General features: G+C 29.8%; 22 protein-coding genes and 1 tRNA gene. 4 read left to right on the top strand and 19 right to left on the bottom strand.

From position 1 onward, the window contains the following. Positions 1–9 precede the first annotated feature (9 nt). Positions 10–942 (top strand): L-threonylcarbamoyladenylate synthase, encoded by a 933-nt coding sequence (locus AC5SL0_RS01100; protein ID WP_494618434.1) that lies wholly within the window; start codon positions 10–12, stop codon positions 940–942. A gap of 16 nt (positions 943–958) precedes the next feature. Here the strand turns inward: AC5SL0_RS01100 and AC5SL0_RS01095 are convergent. Beyond that, a tRNA-Arg gene (locus AC5SL0_RS01095) sits at positions 959–1,035 on the bottom strand. A gap of 23 nt (positions 1,036–1,058) precedes the next feature. Here AC5SL0_RS01095 and AC5SL0_RS01090 point away from each other — a divergent pair. Together AC5SL0_RS01090 and rpoH are read left to right on the top strand one after the other, a co-directional pair. Then, on the top strand, positions 1,059–2,039 hold the full coding sequence (locus AC5SL0_RS01090) for an RluA family pseudouridine synthase (protein WP_027306710.1): 981 nt from the start codon (positions 1,059–1,061) through the stop codon (positions 2,037–2,039). 54 nt (positions 2,040–2,093) lie between these two features. Beyond that, positions 2,094–2,975, top strand: coding sequence for an RNA polymerase sigma factor RpoH (gene rpoH, locus AC5SL0_RS01085; protein WP_494618433.1), 882 nt, complete (start codon positions 2,094–2,096; stop codon positions 2,973–2,975). Here the strand turns inward: rpoH and AC5SL0_RS01080 are convergent. The 18 genes from AC5SL0_RS01080 to AC5SL0_RS00995 form a co-directional block, all read right to left on the bottom strand. Beyond that, positions 2,972–4,264 (bottom strand): adenylosuccinate synthase, encoded by a 1,293-nt coding sequence (locus AC5SL0_RS01080; protein ID WP_494618431.1) that lies wholly within the window; start codon positions 4,262–4,264, stop codon positions 2,972–2,974. The genes rpoH and AC5SL0_RS01080 overlap by 4 nt on opposite strands. Then, positions 4,264–5,076: a bifunctional hydroxymethylpyrimidine kinase/phosphomethylpyrimidine kinase gene (gene thiD / locus AC5SL0_RS01075; RefSeq protein ID WP_494618430.1), complete on the bottom strand. Its 813-nt coding sequence runs from the start codon at positions 5,074–5,076 to the stop codon at positions 4,264–4,266. The genes AC5SL0_RS01080 and thiD overlap by 1 nt, the downstream gene beginning before the upstream one ends. Position 5,077: 1 nt before the next feature. Beyond that, a complete protein-coding gene (glmM, locus tag AC5SL0_RS01070; protein ID WP_494618429.1) occupies positions 5,078–6,409 on the bottom strand; it encodes a phosphoglucosamine mutase in 1,332 nt (443 codons plus the stop codon). Continuing rightward, positions 6,409–7,185: a dihydropteroate synthase gene (folP, locus tag AC5SL0_RS01065; protein ID WP_494618428.1), complete on the bottom strand. Its 777-nt coding sequence runs from the start codon at positions 7,183–7,185 to the stop codon at positions 6,409–6,411. Before folP ends, glmM begins: the two co-directional genes overlap by 1 nt. A 280-nt stretch (positions 7,186–7,465) precedes the next feature. Further along, positions 7,466–9,352, bottom strand: a complete 1,887-nt coding sequence (gene ftsH / locus AC5SL0_RS01060) for an ATP-dependent zinc metalloprotease FtsH (protein WP_027306714.1) — start codon at positions 9,350–9,352, stop codon at positions 7,466–7,468. Between the two features lie 51 nt (positions 9,353–9,403). Beyond that, positions 9,404–10,459, bottom strand: coding sequence for a tRNA lysidine(34) synthetase TilS (tilS, locus tag AC5SL0_RS01055; RefSeq protein ID WP_271481035.1), 1,056 nt, complete (start codon positions 10,457–10,459; stop codon positions 9,404–9,406). Further along, positions 10,419–11,393, bottom strand: a complete 975-nt coding sequence (gene ybgF, locus AC5SL0_RS01050) for a tol-pal system protein YbgF (RefSeq protein ID WP_494618426.1) — start codon at positions 11,391–11,393, stop codon at positions 10,419–10,421. The genes tilS and ybgF overlap by 41 nt, the downstream gene beginning before the upstream one ends. An 86-nt stretch (positions 11,394–11,479) precedes the next feature. Then, complete coding sequence (gene pal, locus AC5SL0_RS01045) at positions 11,480–12,022, bottom strand: peptidoglycan-associated lipoprotein Pal (RefSeq protein WP_494587440.1); 543 nt, start codon at positions 12,020–12,022, stop codon at positions 11,480–11,482. Between the two features lie 24 nt (positions 12,023–12,046). Then, positions 12,047–13,387 (bottom strand): Tol-Pal system beta propeller repeat protein TolB, encoded by a 1,341-nt coding sequence (tolB, locus tag AC5SL0_RS01040; RefSeq protein ID WP_006997307.1) that lies wholly within the window; start codon positions 13,385–13,387, stop codon positions 12,047–12,049. A 2-nt stretch (positions 13,388–13,389) separates the two neighbouring features. Next, the gene (gene tolA, locus AC5SL0_RS01035; RefSeq protein WP_494618424.1) at positions 13,390–14,199 is read right to left on the bottom strand and encodes a cell envelope integrity protein TolA; all 810 of its coding nucleotides are present in this window, start codon (positions 14,197–14,199) and stop codon (positions 13,390–13,392) included. A 5-nt stretch (positions 14,200–14,204) separates the two neighbouring features. Beyond that, entirely contained in the window at positions 14,205–14,621 is a 417-nt protein-coding gene (gene tolR / locus AC5SL0_RS01030; RefSeq protein WP_006997309.1) for a protein TolR, read from the bottom strand. Between the two features lies 1 nt (position 14,622). After that, positions 14,623–15,297: a protein TolQ gene (gene tolQ, locus AC5SL0_RS01025; RefSeq protein ID WP_018413880.1), complete on the bottom strand. Its 675-nt coding sequence runs from the start codon at positions 15,295–15,297 to the stop codon at positions 14,623–14,625. Positions 15,298–15,350: 53 nt separating this feature from the next. Next, on the bottom strand, positions 15,351–15,845 hold the full coding sequence (locus AC5SL0_RS01020) for a RuvC family protein (RefSeq protein ID WP_020169141.1): 495 nt from the start codon (positions 15,843–15,845) through the stop codon (positions 15,351–15,353). Then, the gene (locus tag AC5SL0_RS01015; protein ID WP_020169140.1) at positions 15,845–16,570 is read right to left on the bottom strand and encodes a YebC/PmpR family DNA-binding transcriptional regulator; all 726 of its coding nucleotides are present in this window, start codon (positions 16,568–16,570) and stop codon (positions 15,845–15,847) included. The genes AC5SL0_RS01020 and AC5SL0_RS01015 overlap by 1 nt, the downstream gene beginning before the upstream one ends. A gap of 5 nt (positions 16,571–16,575) precedes the next feature. Continuing rightward, positions 16,576–17,382, bottom strand: a complete 807-nt coding sequence (locus AC5SL0_RS01010; RefSeq protein WP_006997313.1) for a TIGR00282 family metallophosphoesterase — start codon at positions 17,380–17,382, stop codon at positions 16,576–16,578. Positions 17,383–17,482: 100 nt separating this feature from the next. Beyond that, entirely contained in the window at positions 17,483–17,926 is a 444-nt protein-coding gene (locus AC5SL0_RS01005) for a 5-formyltetrahydrofolate cyclo-ligase (protein WP_494618422.1), read from the bottom strand. Between the two features lie 4 nt (positions 17,927–17,930). Then, a complete protein-coding gene (locus tag AC5SL0_RS01000; protein WP_006997315.1) occupies positions 17,931–18,377 on the bottom strand; it encodes a cell division protein ZapA in 447 nt (148 codons plus the stop codon). Continuing rightward, positions 18,365–18,688, bottom strand: a complete 324-nt coding sequence (locus AC5SL0_RS00995; protein WP_006997316.1) for a coiled-coil domain-containing protein — start codon at positions 18,686–18,688, stop codon at positions 18,365–18,367. Before AC5SL0_RS00995 ends, AC5SL0_RS01000 begins: the two co-directional genes overlap by 13 nt. 53 nt (positions 18,689–18,741) lie before the next feature. Between AC5SL0_RS00995 and tkt the strand changes: the two genes are divergently transcribed. Next, positions 18,742–20,700: a transketolase gene (gene tkt, locus AC5SL0_RS00990; protein WP_494618420.1), complete on the top strand. Its 1,959-nt coding sequence runs from the start codon at positions 18,742–18,744 to the stop codon at positions 20,698–20,700. The last annotated feature ends 2 nt before the right edge of the window (positions 20,701–20,702 follow it).

Raw genomic sequence — 20,702 nt, 5'->3', positions numbered from 1 at the left:
TATTAATACATGAAATCTAATCAATCAAATATCAAAAAAGCAAAAAAATACCTTGATAAAAATTACTGTATTGGCGTACCTACTGAAACCGTTTATGGTCTAGCCGCTAATGCATACAAGAATTCAGCAGTAAAAAAGATTTATAATTTAAAAAAGAGACCAAAAAACAACCCTCTAATCGTACATTATCACGATATCGATTCTCTTAAAAAAGATTGTTTGATAAATGATAATTTTATTAAACTTTATAAAAAATTTTCACCTGGCCCAATAACATACGTATTACAATTAAAAAAAAACTCTAAGATTTCAAAATATGTAACTAATAATAAGAAAAGTTTAGCAGTAAGATTTCCAAAACACACAATATTTAAAAATTTACTAAAACAGCTAGATTATCCATTAGCTGCACCTAGTGCTAATATTGCAACTAAAGTAAGTGCTGTTAATGCAAAAGATGTTAAAGAAGAATTCGGTAATAAAATTAAATATATTTTAGACGGAGGTACTTGCGCTATTGGAATAGAGTCTACAATAGTTAATCTTACAGCTAGACCAACTATACTGAGATTAGGAGGTCTAGATATTTCAAAAATTCAAAAAACTTTAGGTTTCAATATGAATATATCTACCAATCCTAAGAAAAAAATAGCTCCTGGTCAATCACGGCTACATTACTCTCCTGGTATTCCTTTAAGAATGAACGTCACAAAACCAAAAAATGACGAAGCTTTCATAATAATTAAGAAAAAGAAAACTAAACTCAAAAATTATTTTTATTTAACTTCGAAAAGTAATTTAGATGAAGCAGCAAAAAACCTTTATTCGTGTCTAAGAAAAATAAAAAATGAGGGTTATAAATCGATTGCTGTGGAAAAGATTCCTAATATAGGACTTGGTAAAACTATAAATGATAGATTGCGGAGGGCATCAAAGTATTAGACATTTTTTTTGGTTTTGGTGCGCCTGCTAGGAGTCGAACCCAGAACCTCCTGATCCGAAGTCAGGCGCTCTATCCAGTTGAGCTACAAGCGCATATAGTATTAATATTACATTTTATGGAAAAAAACATTAATTTAATAGTTGGTGAAGATGAAAATAATCTCAGGCTTGATGTATTCATTAATAAAAGAGAAAACTTAATTAGCAGATCCAGAATTAAGAATTTAATTCTTAAAGAAAAATTAAAAATAAATGATCAAATTATTAATAGTCCCTCAAAAAAAGTACTGAGTGGAGATGAGATAAATCTTCAAATTCCAGAACCTAAAGAAGCATCATTAAAGCCATATAATTTTAAGTTACAAATTGTTTATGAAGATGATGATTTGCTAATAATCAACAAACCAGCAGGTATAATTATGCATCCAGGTGCAGGAAATTATGATGAAACAATTGTTAACGCCTTAATGCATTATAACAAGGACTCGTTATCAACAATAGGTGATGAACTAAGACCTGGCATAGTTCATAGGATTGACAAGGATACTTCTGGATTAATAGTTATTGCTAAAAATAATGAAACACACGAGAACTTATCACATCAATTTAGTGAGCACACAATTACGAGAGTTTATCAGCTTTTAATTTGGGGGAAACTTAGACCATCCTCTGGAAAAATTGATACGTTTATAACTAGAAGCTCAAAAAATAGACAGATGATGGAAGTTAGCAATTCTAAAGGCAAAAGAGCAATCACTAATTACAAAACAATTGAGATTTTTGAAAATGATAAAACTCCTACATTAAGCTTAGTGGAATGCAGATTGGAAACTGGAAGAACGCATCAAATAAGAGTTCACATGACACATATGGGTAATAGTATTATGGGTGATGGAAAATATAAAAAAAAATATAAAAAACTTAAAAATATTGATACTAATTTAGAAAATTTAATTTATAAATTAGACAGACAATTCTTGCATGCTCAAACATTGGGATTTATTCACCCAAGAACTAATGAAGAAATGGTTTTTACCTCAATTTTGCCACAAGAACTTGAAAATATTTTAGTATTGCTTAGAAATACTGGCAAATAAAACCTTGAAATAATACTATAGTTAATTAAATAAATACAACTTATGAGCACTACAATGAATAGTAATCTTCCCGCACTTTCTAATGAAGGTGGTTTATCAGCTTATCTGGAACAAATTAAAAAATTTCCTATGCTGGCAGCAGAGGAAGAATATATGCTTGCAAAAAATTGGAAGGCAACAGGAAATGTTAAAGCTGCAGAAAAACTTGTTACTAGTCATCTAAGACTCGTTGCAAAAATTGCGATGGGTTACAGAGGATACGGTCTTCCAGTAAATGAAATGATTTCAGAAGGAAATGTTGGACTAATGCAAGCTGTTAAAAAATTTGAACCTGAGAAAGGATTTAGACTAGCAACTTATGCAATGTGGTGGATTAGGGCTTCTATACAAGAATATATTCTAAGATCTTGGAGCTTAGTAAAAATAGGAACAACAACTGCACAAAAAAAATTATTTTTCAATTTAAAGAAAATTAAAAATCAAATCGCTCCTCAATCTGAAGGCGATTTAAGACCTGAGCATGTAACTGAAATTGCAAACAAGTTAGATGTCAACAAAGATGAAGTAATTTCAATGAACAGAAGACTATCTGGAAAAGAATTTTCTTTAAATGCACAAGTTGGAGAAGATGGTGATGAGTGGCAAGACTGGTTAGTAGATAAAGAGCTTGACCATGATCTAAAATTTGCACATCAAGAAGAAATGGGTCAAAGACAAAGCTTACTTAAAGATTCTATAAAAATTCTTAATGAAAGAGAAAAAGAAATTTTATACTCTAGAAGATTAAATGATGAACCTACAACACTTGAAGATTTAAGTAAAAAATACAAAATTAGTAGAGAAAGAGTTAGACAAATTGAAAATAAAGCATTTGAGAAGCTTCAAAAACACATGTTATTATCTGCTAAATCTAAAAATCTACTTCCAGTAAACTAAACCTCAAAGGGGTTTTCTAAAAGAATAGTATCTTCTCGTTCAGGGCTTGTAGAAATACTTGAAACTTTTGTTCCAATAAAATCTTCTAATGCATAAATATAATTTTTTGCATTTTTTGGTAAATTTTCAATATTCTTTATTCCTTGTGTGGAGCTTTTCCATCCAGGAAAAGTTTTATAAATTGGTTTAATTTTTAACTGATCCTCAACTGCAGCAGGTAAGTAATCCATTTTTTTTCCATCAAGCTCATACTCAACACACATCTTAATTTCATCTAATTCATCTAAAACATCTAATTTAGTTAATGCTATTCCGTCTATGCCTGAAATTTTAATTGTTTGTCTAACCAAAACACCATCAAACCAACCACATCTTCTTTTTCTACTGGTGACAGTCCCAAATTCTTTTCCTCTTGAACCAAGCAATTCTCCAATATCATTTGTTAACTCCGTTGGGAAAGGTCCTTCACCAACTCTGGTAGTGTAAGCTTTTGTTATTCCAAGAACATAATGAATAGAATTAGGACCACAACCAGTTCCTGTTGCAGCCGCAGATGCAACAGTATTGGATGATGTTACAAAAGGGTACGTTCCATGATCCACATCTAGTAGTATTCCTTGTGCACCTTCAAATAATATTCTTTTTTTTTGTTTCTTAAATTCATCAATTCTAAGCCAAACAGGTTGAGAAAACTTTAATATTTCTGGAGCAATTTTTAAGAGTTCTTCTTTAAGTTTATCTTTTTCAAAAATTTTTTTACCTAACCCTTTTCTAATTGCATTATGATGAAGAAGTACTGTTTCCAATCTATGGTCTAGATTAGTCTCAGATCTTAGATCCATAACACGGATTGATCTTCTTCCGACTTTATCTTCATAGGCTGGCCCAATTCCTCTTCTTGTTGTTCCAATTTTTCCTTTTCCAGCAGCATCTTCTCTTATTTCATCCATTTCTCTATGAAATGGTAAAATAAGATTTGCAGATTCTGAAATTATAAAATTATCCACATTAACCTCAACACCCTTAGATTTAATTTCCTCTATTTCCTCTAATAGTGCCCAAGGGTCAACAACAACTCCATTTCCTATAATAGAAATTTTATTTTTTCTAACAATTCCAGAAGGTAGTAATCTTAATTTATAAGTTGTTCCATCAATTACTAATGTGTGTCCAGCGTTATGTCCTCCTTGAAAACGAATAACAACATCTGCTTGGTCTGATAGCCAGTCGACTATTTTACCTTTTCCTTCATCACCCCATTGAGATCCAACAACTACAACATTTTTCATTATCTAAATTTTTTTTCTATTGTTACTGAACTTAAATGGTTGATAGGCCCATGACCTTTACCGAATTTAAGGTTTGAATTTATTGAATTGTGTACATACTTAGTTGCAAGCTCACAAGATCTCTTTAAGGTTTTTCCACATGAAAAGAATGTAGAAATAGCAGAAGAAAGGGTGCAACCAGTGCCATGTGTATTCCTGGTTGTAATTCTTTTATTTTTTATAATGAAAATTTCATTTTTATTTACAAAAATATCTTGGACGATTTTAGATTCTAAATGACCACCTTTTATAAAAACATTTTTTGCTCCTAATTTTATTAATATGCTGGCAGCAAAAATCATATCTTCTTTTGTTCTTATTTTAGTTTTAGTTAATATTTCCGCTTCTGGAATATTTGGAGTAATTAGGCTAACTTTTTTAATTAGTTCATTTTTTAATAACTGAATTGCCTTATCATCAATAAGTTTTGCGCCACCTTTAGCTACCATAACAGGATCTAAAATTATTTTTTTTACTTTAATAAGATTTAATGAATGAATTACTGATTTTATTACTTTTGTAGAATGCAACATTCCAATTTTTATGGCATCAGGTTTAATGTCTTTTGAGGTAAATTCTATTTGATTTGAAATTTCCTTAGGATCAATTGGTACTATTGATTTTACACCTGTTGTATTTTGGATTGTGACAGCTGTTATTGCTGTCATGGCATACGAACCTAAAGCTGTGATAGTTTTAATATCAGCTTGAACGCCAGCACCACCAGATGAATCTGATCCGGCAATAACTAATATTTTAGATTTTGGTTTCAATTTATTTAATTTTTCTTAAAACGATTTTCAAACATTTTTGAAGTAATTTAATATTATCACTCTCTCCCATTACTCTGATTTTAGACTCCGTTCCTGAGCTTCTAACTAATATTCTACCTTGACCTTTAATTAATTTTTCTGCTAATTTTATAGAATTTTTAATATCACTATTTTTAATTATATTTTTGTCTTTAACATCAATATTTTCTAATATTTGTGGAGTTTTCTTAAAGGTATTAAAAAAACTACTAGCTTTTTTTCCTTTTCTTAATGAAAATAAAACTTCTAAAGCAACTAATAAGCCATCTCCAGTAGTTGCAAATTTGCCTAGAATAATATGCCCTGATTGTTCACCACCTAAATTAAAATTATTTTTTTGCATTTTCTCTTTTACAAAGCGATCTCCTACATTTGATCTTAAGAATTTTATATTATGTAGTTTAAAAAACTTTTCTAATCCATAGTTAGACATTAAAGTGCCAACTACACCTCCTTTTAACATTTTTTTTCTTTTCCATCTCATTGCTATTGCAGCAATTATTTGATCTCCATCAATTACAATACCTTTTTCATCACACATAATAATTCTATCGGCATCTCCATCAAGTGAAATTCCTATATGTGCTTTATATTTCTTTACTGCAAATCTGATTTTATTTGGAAAAGTAGATCCACAATTTTTATTAATATTAAGACCATTAGGATTTATTCCGATTGAAAATACTTTAGCACCTAAAGATTTTAATAATTCAGGTCCAGCCTTATATCCAGCCCCATTTGCGCAATCAATTACTATTCTTAAACCTCTTAGATTAAAATCTTTTGGTAAATTACTTTTTAAAATTTTTATATAATCTTTATTTGCAGTTTCTAACCTTTTTACACGACCCAATTTTTTTGGTTTTGATAAAGATTTTTCAATCTTTTGATCAATTAAAGTTTCAATTTTCTTTTCAATTTTATTTGATAGTTTTAACCCATCAGGTCCAAATAATTTTAACCCATTGTCATGATATGGGTTATGAGATGCTGTAATCATAATTCCCATATTGGCTTTCATACTCTTTGTGAGCATTGCTAAGCCATTGGTTGGGAGTGGGCCTAATGTATAAACATGCATACCAGCCGATGTAAGTCCTGATACTAACGCAGGTTCCAAACTATACCCTGAGAGCCTCGTATCTTTAGCAATTATTGCTATTTGTTTCTTTTTTTTTTGAGTTTTAAAGTAAGTTCCTGTTGCAAGAGCAAATTTAAAAAACATGTCTCCATTAATATTTTTACTATTAACGGCACCTCTTATTCCATCTGTTCCAAAATATTTTTTTGCCATTAGTTTTTAATTAATTCTTTAAACACCTTTATACTTTGTCTTAATTCATTCACATCATGAATTCTTAGAATTTGAATTCCTTGCATCATTGCATACATGGAAGAAGCTACTGTTCCACCTAATCTTTCCTTGCTATCATTTTTTCCAGATAAATCCTTAATAAATTTTTTCCTAGAAAGTCCAAGTAATATAGGAAAACCAAGAGTATGAAAAATAGAAACGCTTCTAATTAAATTCATATTATGTTTCAAATTTTTTCCAAAACCAATTCCTGGATCAATTACAATATTATTATGTTTTATACCCATAGATCTTAAAAATTTAATCTTTAGTTCAAAAAAATCATAAATATCTAATAATTCATTTTTGTACTTAGGGTTTTTTTGCATTTTTTCTGGTGTACCTTGTGAATGTTGAATGACAAATGGAGTTTTGCTTTTTATCAATACCTTAACTGTTTTAGGGTCATAACTTAGACCTGACACGTCATTTATAAGTTTAACTCCTAAATGAATCCCTTTAATCATAATTTCTGATTTTCTTGTATCTAATGATAGTGGAATTTTTTTATTAACATCTTTTAATATTTCTTTTATTCTATTCCATTCTTCCTTTTTACTTACAGGTTTAGATCCAGGTCTTGTTGATTCTCCACCAACATCAATAATATCTGCTCCAGATTTAAATAAATTCTTTGCATGAGATATTCCTTTTTTCTTTTTATTAAATTTACCCCCATCAGAAAAACTATCTGGTGTTAAATTTAATATACCCATTATATTAGGTATTTTATTAAAATTTAAACTTGAAAAGTTTTTATTTTTTTTAACGATAGTCTTGAGATCTTTATTAATTTTTTTTTTCAGTAGTTTGGGTAATTTTTTTATATCTTTAAGATCAATTTTTTTGATAGAAGTTCGTGTAAGAATTTCAATTTGTCCAAAAGAAATTTCCTTATTACCATTTAGTGGGAGATTTTTTTTTTCTAACTAATTCAATTGAAAATTGACCATAAGCAAAATTACACGCTCTTGTGTAATATTTTTTCATTTAGTATTAATGAACTATTTTCGGCTTAAGACCCATTGAACTTAAAGCTGAACCTTTGTCTTCATCTTCAACTTTTAAATCCTCTTTATTGCTTGGATATATATTTTTATTTATCAGGTTTTCAATTTCTTCACCTGTAAGTGTTTCATATGTTAAGAGAGCTTTAGCTAATTTATGTAGATCGTCAATTTTTTCAGTTAAAACTGTTCTTGCTCTTTCATAACCTTTATCTACAATTTTTCTAATTTCTGAGTCTACTTTCTTTGAGGTTTCTTCAGACATATTTTGAGTTCTCGCAACAGACCTTCCTAAAAATACCTCTTCTTCATTCGAACCATAGGCAACTGGTCCCAACTCTTTACTAAGGCCTGCTTGCATTACCATAGCTCTTGCTCTTTGAGTTGCTTGTTCAATATCACTAGATGCACCAGTTGTAACTTTATCTTCTCCAAATATGATTTCTTCTGCTACTCTTCCACCCATAGCTATAGCTAATTGAGCATGAAGCTGTTCTCTTGTTTGAGATAGCTGATCTCTCTCAGGTAGTTGCATAACCATTCCTAAAGCACGACCTCTCGGAATGATTGTTGCCTTATGAATTGGATGAGCCGCATCCTCATTAATAGTTACTATTGCATGTCCAGCTTCATGGTAAGCTGTTAATGTTTTTTCTTCTTCTGTCATGACCATGGATCTTCTTTCTGATCCCATCATCACTTTATCTCTTGCTTCTTCAAACTCAGTTAGAGTAACTAGTCTTTTATTTTTTCTTGCAGCAAGTAATGCCGCTTCATTAACTATATTTGCTAAATCTGCACCTGAAAAACCTGGGGTTCCTCTAGCTACTGTTCTTAAATTTACATCAGGTGCCATTTTAATTTTTTTAACATGAACTTTTAATACTTTTTCTCTTCCTATTATATCTGGAAGTCCAACAACTACCTGTCTATCAAATCTACCTGGTCGTAATAATGCTGGGTCTAATACATCAGGTCTATTTGTAGCGGCAATAATTATTACACCTTCATTTGTATCAAAGCCGTCCATTTCAACTAATAACTGGTTTAAAGTTTGCTCTCTTTCATCGTTACCTCCTCCAAGACCAGCACCTCTGCTTCTTCCAACAGCATCTATCTCATCTATGAAAATAATACAGGGTGAATTTTTTTTACCTTGTTCAAACATGTCTCTAACTCTAGAGGCTCCAACACCCACAAACATTTCAACAAAATCTGATCCTGATATTGTAAAGAACGGAACTCCTGCTTCCCCAGCTATAGCTCTAGCAAGTAAAGTTTTACCTGTTCCAGGTTGGCCAACTAATAAACATCCTCTTGGTATTTTTCCACCAAGTCTACTAAACTTTTTAGGATCTTTTAAAAATTGAACAACTTCTTCTACTTCTTCTTTAGCTTCTTCTACTCCAGCGACATCATCAAAAGTAACTTTACCTTTTAATTCATTCATCATCTTTGCCTTAGATTTTCCAAAACCCATGGCTCCACCTTTGCCACCCTGCATCTGTCTCATAAAGAAAATCCAAACAGCGATTAGTAACAACATCGGAAACCACGATAATAAAACACCAAACAAAGACGGCATCTTATCTTCTAAAGGAGCAGCTGATATACTTACCCCTTTTTCAGATAGCTTCTCAATTAAATTTGGATAATTCGGTGAATAAGTAGAAAAAGTATTTCCATTAGCTAATACTCCTCTAATATTGTTTCCTTGAATATCAACTTTTATAACTCCACCATTATCAACTTCTGATAAAAATTCTGAAAATATAATAGAATTACCTTTGCCTACATTAGCTTGAGGGTTCTTAAACATATTATAAAGGCCTATTGTTAGAAAAACAATTACTGCCCACATTGCTAAATTCTTCATATTCATACTTATAAGATAATAATTATTATTAATTAAACAAGTGTCAAATTGTTACAAAACCTTAACTTTATTAGTGTTTTCCCTTGAAATTAATATGGTCTCGTTAACTCTTTCAACAAAACAACCTCCTAAAGTTATTTTTGAAAATGTCTTTAGGATAATTCGGTTAATCAGTTCATTAATACTTTTTCCTCTAACAGGATAGTATTTTTTTCCTATTTTTTGAATAACAAATGTCAAAGATCTAAAAACAACTTCATGCGATTGATCAAAAAAATTATGACTTAAAATATAAGTATCTTTTGTTTTAATATGTGTAGAATTATCCTTCAAATTTTTGTTAACATAAAACTTAATTGATTTGTCTGAGTCTCTTAAATTATCAATGGTTAATTTTAGTTTTTTTAAGTCCAATCCCTCTTTTTCAAGAGACTCTAATAAAGTTCTAATTCTTGTTCTTTTATATATCTCATTAATATTAGATGGATCTTTTATAAAAAATTTAAATACTATTTTAGAAATATTAATTAAATCATTTTTTTTTAAGTTTAGTAATGGTCTTAAAATATTTAGATCTTCATCTTTATATTTTACACTTTTGTTAAAAGATACCAATCCATTTAGTCCACTCCCTCTAACCACTCTAATTAAAAAATTTTCAACTAAATCATTTGAATGATGTCCTAATAATAAGTGCTTAATATTATTTTTTTTACATTCTTTTGATAGTAAAGAATATCTTGCTTCTCTTGCTAAAGATTGAATATTTCTAGAAGGTTTTTTACCTTTCCAGATTAATACTTTGCATGTAATACCAATTTTTTGTAAAATTTTTTTTACTAACGTTGCTTCCTTTGTCGACTCATTTCTAAGTCTATGATCAACTAAAAAAAATTTAACTTTTATTTTATTTTTTATTGAATAGCATTTAGCCAAGTAAGCCAATGCTAAACTATCGGGTCCACCCGAAACTGCTACTGCTAAATTTTCCTCAGAATTTAAAGAGGAAGAGAATTCACTATAAACTTTTGAAATTTTTCGATCTTTTAAAAAACTAAGAATTTGTTTATGAGTTTTGTTTTGAACACTCAAACTTTTTTGATTCATATTTTGCTTTTTGAAGCACAGATTGATTTGCTTTAGGATATTGCTCTTCAACCCCCACAATCATTTTACAACCTTGCTCTTTTTCTCCTATTTGAACCATTGATACACCAAGTTTTAATAAATTTATAGGAGCCTTCTCACCTTTTGGATATTTTTGATATCCTTCAAGATAAGCAGTAGCTGCATCTGTATAAAGCTGTCTTATTCTAAACGTTTCAGCATACCAATATTGAGCATTACCTGCCAATTTATGCTCTGAATTATTTATCACAAATTCTCTAAAAGCTCTCTCTGCAGTGCTGTAATCACCTACCTTTAAAAAACTAGTTGCAAATTCATATTGTTTTTCTGGAGTAGCATTTGGAAGTATATTTTTTTCTGATTCAAAGTTTTCTGTCACTATTGATGCAGTAGTTTCTACTGATTGTATTTGCTGACTAGTTTCTTCACTTTCTGTATCTTTATATGAAATAGACCCTAAGTCTTGAGGTTGTGAAGAGCCTGGTAAAGTTTTGTCTACTTGTTCCTTTGGTATTGAAGTTAATTTTTTTCCAATTTCTCCAGATGATAAGGCATTTTCTAGATCTTGAAATCTAATTTGGTTATCTGCTTGAACCTTAGAAAGCCTATTTGATAATTTGTCTAACTTGAAATTAATTTCTTCAAACTTATTAGTCAGTTCTTGAAATTGTTTTTCAACATCAGACAATTTCAGAAGATGTCTTGTTAAAACATCCTCAGAGTTTTCGTTTGTGCCTGTTTGACTATTTGAATTAATTGACCCTGAGTAAACAGCTTTTTCCAGGGTTTTTAAATCTTTTTGAATTAACTCTAAAATTTCATTTACATTATGATTATCAGCAAAAATAATATTTGGAAAAAATATAAAGACTAATATTAATTTTAATTGAATTATTTTTTTATAATTAAACATAATAAATTGAGTAGTAATTATAATGATGGCAAAAAAAAGACCCTATTCACAAATGTGATAGGGTCTTTTATAATTTATTAAATTGATTAGTTCGCTTTAACAGTAACTGATCTTCTATTTTTAGACCATGCTAAAGGGTTAGATCCAGAATCTACTGGTCTTTCTTTACCATAACTTAATACAGAAATTCTGTCTGAAGAAATTCCATATGTCATTAAATAGTCTTTTGCTGAATTAGCTCTTCTTTCACCTAATGCTAAGTTGTACTCTCTTGTACCTCTTTCATCAGCATGACCTTCTAATACAACATTAATATCTGAATTTTTTCTTAACCATGCAGCTTGTTTTCTTAAAGTTTCTCTTGAAGCTGTTGTAAGTATAGTTTCATTTGTTGCAAAGAAAACTCTATCTGGAACCCCAGAAGCTAAATATTCTACAGAATCTGTTCCTGTATAAACATCACCTTGCATTTGTCCTGTTGTTGTTTTTTTTGTAGCACAAGCAGTTAATACTAAACTTGCTAAAACAATTAGAAATCCATTTTTTAAAATCTTGCTTAAGTTCATTGTTGCTCCTTGATCCTTGTTTTGTAATACTTTATATTTTTCATATTTAATTAGACCTTTCAAGTTAAAAATCAAGTAAAATTAAGACTAATTGCTTAATAAAGACGACCAAGATGGGTCAGAAGCATCAGTTTCGGTTTCAACCATCTTTTCATTGTACCCTGTTAAATCAATAGACCATAATTTGGCTGAAAATCCTTCTCCTTTAGAGTTAGTCTTAGTTTCTCTATAAAAGATAAGAACCCTTCCATTTGGTGACCATGATGGAGCTTCTTGATAAAAGTTCTCTGTTAGCAGTCTTTCACCAGTTCCATCTGTTCTCATTACTCCTATATAAAATTTTCCTTTATGAAGCTTTGTAAATGCAATTAAATCACCTCTTGGAGACCAAACTGGAGTTCCATACAAGCCATTCCCAAATGAGATTCTCTTAACATTTTTTCCATTACTATCCATTACATAAATTTGTTGGTAGCCACTTCTGTCTGAGTTAAAAGTAATTTTTTTTCCATCTGGTGAGTAAGAGGGTGATGTATCAATTGATGGATGATTGGTAATTCTTTCAACAATTCTGTTTTCAAGATCCATAGTATAAATATCAGAATTGCCATCTTTAGCAAAACTCATTATAATTTTTTTTCCATCAGGTGAAAACCTTGGGGCAAATGTCATTCCAGGAAAATCTCCAACTACTTCTTGCATTCCAGTTTCAATATCTAATAAATATACCCTAGGTAAATTTCTAAAATAAGAAAGATATGTGACCATCTGATTTGTTGGGCTAAATCTTGGTGTTAAAACTAATTCATTTCCAAGTGTTAAATATTTATTATTAAAGCCATCTTGGTCCATTATTGCTAATTTTTTTATTCTTTTAGTTTTAGGACCTTCCTCAGAAACATATATTATTCTAGTATCAAAATAACCTTTTTCTCCGGTTAAGCGTTCATACACCTTATCTGTAATAATGTGACCTACTCTTCTCCAGTTACTAGGAACAGTAGTAAATGCTAAAGCCATCATTTCTTTTCCAGCTAAAACATCCCATAATCTAAATTCTACTCTTAGTTTTTCATCTACAAATGTAACCTTGCCTGTTACTAGAGCTTGTGCTTTAATTAAATTCCAATCCTCGAACCTTGGTTTTAAATTAGCCACATCTGGTTCTTGAAGAAATGCATTTTTGTCTAGTGGATTAAATAGACCAGATTGTCTTAAATTATTCTCAACAACTATTGAAATTTCTGATCCTAAATCTTCTTGTTTTAAAATTTTTTTAAAATTTTCTTTTGATTTATTATCTATTGATAAAGGGGATACAGCAACTGGTAAAGGATTTAAATTTCCTCTAGTAATATCAACTTCAATTAAAGCAAAAGCTTTAATGGGAATAATAATAAATAATATAAATAAATATCTTAATAACATTTTTATCCTTCTAACATTTCTCTAGCATCAAAGTTCAGCTGCATATCTTTCCATCTTTCATAACCTGTACTAGGTACTCTAAGAGGTTGGCAAAGCTTTATAGCTCTTAATGCGCTTTCAGCTAACACTTTATAAAATCCTTGTCCAGGCCTATTCATTCTAGCATGATCAAGAATCTCTGTTTTTATAATAGAACCATCTGGCTTTAATTGTAACTTAATTCTAACTAATAAATCTTCGTTAAACGGCAACCCTAGAGGAATACTCCAACAACCAAAAATTTGAGCTTTTAGTGCATCTTCTTCACTTAAAGTTAGTCCAGAAAAATCCATATCTTTATCCTGATCTTGGGTAACTTGATTGGATTTTTTATTTGTTTCTGCACTCTCAGTCTTAGATTTATCAATTAATGCAGCAATACTATTAGTGTCAAATAGTTCTTTTTTTTCAAATTCTGAAATTTGTTTAATTTCTGTTTCTTCTTTTTCAGGGTTTTGTTTTTCATCCTTAATTTTATTTATTTTTTCTATTTTTTCATCTGGCAATGGCACAGCATCTGGCTTTTGTTTTTTTATTTTTTTTGGTGGTGCCTGTTCAGAAACTAATTTTTTTTCTTTTTCTTTGACTTTCTCTATTATTTTTTTTGCTTTTGGTGCAAAAGGAATATTAGTTTTGTCTGTTATTTGAATCAGCTCAACCGATATAATCGGAGGAAGATCAATCGGTTTTTTAGCAAGGAATGGTAAGCTCATAGCTGTGATTACCACAAGAAATATATGAAGCCCAAAAGAAATAACAATATTTCTATTCACTTTAGTTACCTCTCTTTATATGGCTCAGAAATTAATGCTACTTTAGTAAAGCCAGAGCCAGATAGCATTCCCATTATTTCTAAAACTCTACCATAGTTTATCGATTTGTCTCCTCGAACATAAATTCTAGTGTCTGTTCTATTTTTAGATACAGCTAAAATCTTAGCAATAATTTTATCATACTCAACTTTAGATTCTTGAATAAATATTTCACCTTTAGAATTTATAGATAATGTTAATGGTTCTAATTCTTCAGGTAGTGAGTCTGCAGAGCTTTCGGGTAGATCAACTTGTATTCCAACTGTTAATAATGGTGCTGTCACCATAAATATAATTAATAACACCAACATTACATCAACAAATGGAGTGACATTTATTTCACTCATAGGCTCTTTTGATGAACGTTTGAGATTAAAAGCCATTTTATATTATTGATAAAAATCTTTTAGAAAAATTTTCTAATCTTTGTGAATATTTTTTTGAGTCGTTATTAAATTTATTATAAGCAACAACTGCAGGTATTGCGGCTAATAATCCAAGAGCAGTTGCAAATAAGGCCTCAGCTATTCCTGGCGCTACAATTGCCAAACTTGTATTTCTTGAGATTGCTATAGATTGGAATGAGTTCATTATTCCCCATACAGTTCCAAACAAACCTATAAAAGGTGCTGTCGAACCAACCGTTGCTAAAAAAGTAAAACCTTTGTCTATTTTTGAAATTTGTTTTTCAATATTAACCTCAAGTATGCTTGCCATTCTTTCATTTAGGTTAGTTTTACTTTTGGCTTTTAATAAACTTTGCATTGTATCTTTAAACAATAAAGCCGTAGGGTTCTCTACATCAGCTGGTAAACTATTGTAAAAAGTTTCCGCTGATTTTGATTTCCAAAATTTTTCTTCAAATTCCTCAGACTCTAAATTAATTTTTTTAAACAGTCTAAATTTTTCAATAATAACGGCCCATGAATATATAGAGCAGCCAATCAACATAAGTATTACTGACTTTACAATAAAATCTGCTCTTAAAAATAAACTCCACAATGAAAAATCAGTATTTGAGGCAAGGCCTACTGCTTGAGATGTAATATCAGCTTCCATATTGAAGGTTTCACACTTAAATGTGTCATGAATTTGACTTTTAAAGTCTTTATTTATTCTTCTAGTTTATAAGTTTCGTAATAAAAGCTAGCAATCAATATCGCATCAGCTTTATTTGAGTCTTTTTTTCTCGATAACTCTGATGAAAAATAAGGAAATACCTCTATTGCTTTTGTTCTACTAGCGTCTTTTTCTGAATTAATAAGGTTAAAATACTTTTTCCATTTTGTCGGTCTTACAAAATACATTGGTAATTGCATTGCAGAACAAATTCCTTTTAAAATACCAAACGATTGTCCAAAATTAAACATACTAGTAACACCTTGACCTGGCATAGCTGATACTTGTTCAATTATAACTTTGATATCTTCCTTATTTATGTCTTTAATTCTTGAAGAGATTTCATAATAAATTTGAGCACCATTAACTTGTTTTTTATTTTTTTTCCCTTCAGGCATATTGGGCATTTCAATAACATCAATTATTTTACCATCTTGAAAAAAACAAATAGAACCTGTTATCCCTGGGTCTATTCCAATAATAAGCATTAATTATTCTTAAAATTTATATTTGAATAAACACTTTGAACATCATCATCATCTTCTAATGTTTCTAAAAACTCTATTGCAGCTTCCACTTTATCTTTTTCAACATCTACACTATTTAAAGGAACCCATTCAATTTCAGTTGAAATAAAATTTGCAATTGTTTTTTCTAAATTTTTTTTTACATTATAAATTTCACTCATAGGACATTGAATTTCATGAAATTCATCATTTGAAATACACTCATCTGCACCAGATTCAATTGCTAGTTCAAAAATTTGTTCATCTGAGATTTCTTTTTTATCAATTTTAATAATCCCTAACTGATTAAAGTTATGTGAAGCAGATCCCTGAGTTCCTAAATTGCCACCACTTTTTACAAATATAGATCTAACATTGGAAGCTGTTCTGTTTTTATTATCAGTTAACGCCTCTACAATCACGGCTATTTTATCTGGACCAAATCCTTCATATCTTAAATTTTCATAATTTGTCTCAGAATTAACCGAAGATTTAGCAATAGCTCTTTCAATATTATCTTTTGGCATGTTGGCTGATTTTGCTGCTTGAATTGCAGATCTAAGTCTTGGGTTCATCGCAGGATCTTTATCACCTAGTTTTGCTGCTACACTTATCTCTTTAGATAATTTTGAAAATACTTTAGATCTTTGTTTGTCTGCTTTTCCTTTAGAGTGTTTTATACTTGCCCATTTTGAATGACCCGACATAATAATTATTGAGAATTTTTTAATTCTCCTCCATGTATAAAATTTTTTACAGTTTTTGCTAACCCTGTTTCTACATCACATTCAACAATCACACCACATAAACTAGCTTCACCAATTGCTGGAAAGTGTTTTGTGGACTTTTTTTTTAAAAACCTATTAATTGAATTATCTTTATTCATTCCAATAACTGAGTCATAATCACCACACATTCCTGCATCAGTTTGATAAGCAGTACCACCTTTTAAAATTCTAGTATCATTTGTTGGAATATGTGTGTGAGTTCCAACAACCAATGTTGCTTTACCATCAAAAAAATGTCCCATAGCTGACTTTTCACTTGTTATTTCACCGTGAAAATCGACTAATAAAAAATCATAATCTTCTTTAAGCTTATATTTTTTCATAAATTTTTCAGCTGCTTCAAATACATCTTCACATTTCTTCATAAAAACATTTCCCATCAAATTAAGTACTCCTACTCTCATTTCATTTTTAGCAGTAAATATTCCAAAGCCTTTTCCTGGAGATGGTTCAAATAAATTTTTAGGTCTAAGAAGTCGATTTTCTTTTTCAATATGAGCCATTGTTTCTTTCTGATCCCACACATGATTGCCCGTTGTAATAACATCTACACCACAGTTAAAAAAATCTTTACATATTTCCTCTGTAAGACCAACACCTGAGTCAGCTGCATTCTCACCATTAACAACTACAAAATCGATTTTTTCATCTTTAATTTTTGATAGCAAATTATTCAAAACCATCGACCGTCCTGAAATACCAACTACATCACCTAAAAAGAGTATTTTCATTTTATAATATTTTTATTTGTTACAATATAATCTAATTTTTTATCATACATATTAGTTGGTACTTTATCAATTTCTTGAATTGAAAAAGCCAAACCTATCTTTATGATATTTTTTTTTTTGATAATTTTTCAATTAATCTATCGTAGTATCCACCACCATATCCAAGTCTGTTTAAATTTTTATCAAATGCTACCAAGGGAATTAATAAAACGTCAGGGTATACTATATTTTTAGCTTCTGGTTCAGGTATTCCATATTTATTTATTTTTAAAGGCTCAGAAAATGACCATGAATAAAAATCCATTTGAAAGTTTTTCTTAATTATGGGCAAAGAAATATTAAATTTATTCTTTTTAAATTTTCTTAACAGTGTCAAGTCGTCTATCTCAAAGTTTACAGGGTAGTATCCACCTATCATAATCTGATTGGTTATCTTTTCTTTTTTAAGAATTTTTACAATTTGCTTGAAGTTGAGCTGAATATTTTTTGTATTAAATTTTTTTCTTATTTTAAGAATTTTTTTTCTTAATTCAGATTTTAACACAAATCTACTGAATTGGATTTTCTAAATTTGCTTTTTCAACAAAATTTTCAATTTCATCTGCCGCAGCTTCGATTATTTTTTCATAATCTTCTTTATTTTTTTCTATTTCTTTTTTAAAACTTTCATGATCTTGTTGAAGTTCCTTCATCTCTTCTTCTTTTCTATCTCTGTAATCATAAACTAATGATTTCAATTCTCTAAATTTATTTGATAAATTCTGTAATTCAGTTTTTTTTTGCTCTACCTTTTTTTTAGTTTCAAAATATTCATCCATTATTTGAACTGAAGTAATCAATAGAAGTTTATTTTCCCCTATGTTTCCAAGGTCATTCTTTAAATTGCTAAATTTTTGATTAATATGAGTTAACAATTCTTCTAAATGCTCTTCCTGTCCATCATCACAAGATAGAAGAAACTCTTTGCCATTAAATTTAATATTTACATTTGCCATTTGTCTATTTCTTCTAATAAAGTATCTGTTTCTTGATTTAATTCATCTATTTTTTCTGAAAATTCTGTCTCTTTTTTTTGTTCTTCTATTTTTTGCTGGTTAATATCTTCTAATTTTTGATTAAGAGCTTTGTATTCACTTTCTAAATTTTGATATTTTTCTTCTATTTGTTTTTTTTCAATTTCTAATTGATTTTTTTGAATGTTTAAGTTTTCTAAATTAGACTTTAGCGTTGGGTTTTGTAAATTCAAACTCTTCAATTTATTAAGTGCAAAACTAAGTTTTTTTTCTTTTTCACTGTCTGTTTTCATATATATATATTTATATTATTAAATTGAGTCTTCTAAGTCTAGATAGGATATTTTTGAACAAATTACATAAAGATTTATCAAACGCAATAAGGTTTTTATCTATAGATGCTGTGCAAAAGGCAAATTCGGGTCATCCTGGAATGCCAATGGGTATGGCAGACGTAGCAACAGTTTTGTTTAAAAATTTTCTTAGATTTAATCCAAAAAATCCTAACTGGATAAATAGAGACAGATTTGTTTTATCTGCTGGTCATGGATCTATGCTTCTTTACTCTTTATTACATCTAACTGGGTACAAAAGTATTTCTTTGAATGATGTTAAAAATTTTAGACAATTAAAATCTATTTGTGCAGGTCATCCTGAATATCACCCTGGTACTGGTATTGAAACTACGACAGGTCCTCTTGGACAAGGAATTGCTAATTCAGTTGGTTTTGCTATTGCAGAGGAAATTTTGAAGAAAAAACTTGGTAAAGAAATAATAAACCATAAAACTTATGTTTTAGCTGGAGATGGATGTTTAATGGAAGGCATTAGCCATGAAGCAATGAGTTTAGCGGGACACTTAAAGTTAAAAAATCTAGTTATGCTTTTTGATAACAATTCAATATCTATTGATGGACCAACTAGCTTGGCGGTTTCAGATAATTTCAAGAAGAGATTTGAAAGTTATGGTTGGGATTACATACTAATCAATGGTCATAACGAAAGAGAAATTTTTTCAGCATTAAAAAAAGTTCAAAATGCTAAAAGACCAACAGTTATTTCATGTAAAACAAAAATTGGTTATGGCTCACCTAATAAATCTGGTAAAGCCTCTTCGCACGGTAGCCCTATTGGCTTAGATGAAATCAAATTAGTTAGAAAAGTATTAGATTGGAAACACAAACCTTTTGAAATTCCTAAAAGTATTTTGAATGAGTGGAGAAAAATTGGTAATAAGGGTGCAAAACTTGATTCTGCATGGAGTAAAATTTATAAAAGAAAAAAAAATTTAGTAGATAAAGTTTTTAAAAATAATTTCTCTAAAGCTTTAAAAAGTGAAAAACAAAATTCTCTTAGAGAAAACAAAAGTCTAGCCTCAAGAAAAGCTTCTGAATTAACTCTTAATGCTCTTACGAGAGAAAATAATACGTTAATTGGTGGTTCAGCTGACTTAGCGGGATCTAATAACACTAAAACTAAACATCATAACCCTATTAATTCTGTTAATTTTAATGGTGATTATATTCACTATGGTGTTAGGGAGCATGCCATGGCAGGAATAATGAATGGTTTAGCACTTCATAGTAAATTTATTCCATATGGGGGAACTTTTTTAATATTTTCTGATTATTGTAAACCTTCCATTCGTCTATCTGCTTTGATGCAGCAACGTGTTATTTATGTAATGACCCACGATTCAATTGGTTTAGGGGAAGATGGACCAACACACCAACCTATAGAACAACTGTCTGGATTAAGATCTATTCCTAATTTAAATGTTTTTAGACCAGCAGATAGAATGGAAACTATCGAGTGTTGGGAACTAGCATTAAAAAACTCGAAGACACCAAGTGTGTTATCTTTAACTAGACAAAATCTTGAACCTATTAGAAAAAAATATTCAAATATGAACAAATGCTCTTTAGGTGCTTACGAGGTTTTAAGAACTAATAAAAAAATTAGTTTAACAATATTTGCTAGTGGTTCTGAGGTTAATTTAGCAATTGAAACTAGCCATAAATTAGCCAAAGATAAAATTTATTCTAAAGTTATATCAGTACCATGCCAGGATATTTTTGATTTGCAGTCAAAAGCATATAAGAAAAAAATTCTTAATGAAGCAAAATTTAAAATATCTATTGAAGCAGCTTCAACTGATTGCTGGAAAAAATATATTGGAACTAAGGGTTTAGCTTTTGGAATTGATACATTCGGTAAAAGTGCACCCTACAAAGAAATTTATAAATATTTTGGATTAACAGTTCAAAATATTTCACAAAAAACAAAAAAACTAATAAAGAGTTAAAT

It is taken from the genome of Candidatus Pelagibacter sp. PS_16, assembly GCF_059417965.1.
This window is presented reverse-complemented; position numbering and strand designations above follow the sequence as displayed.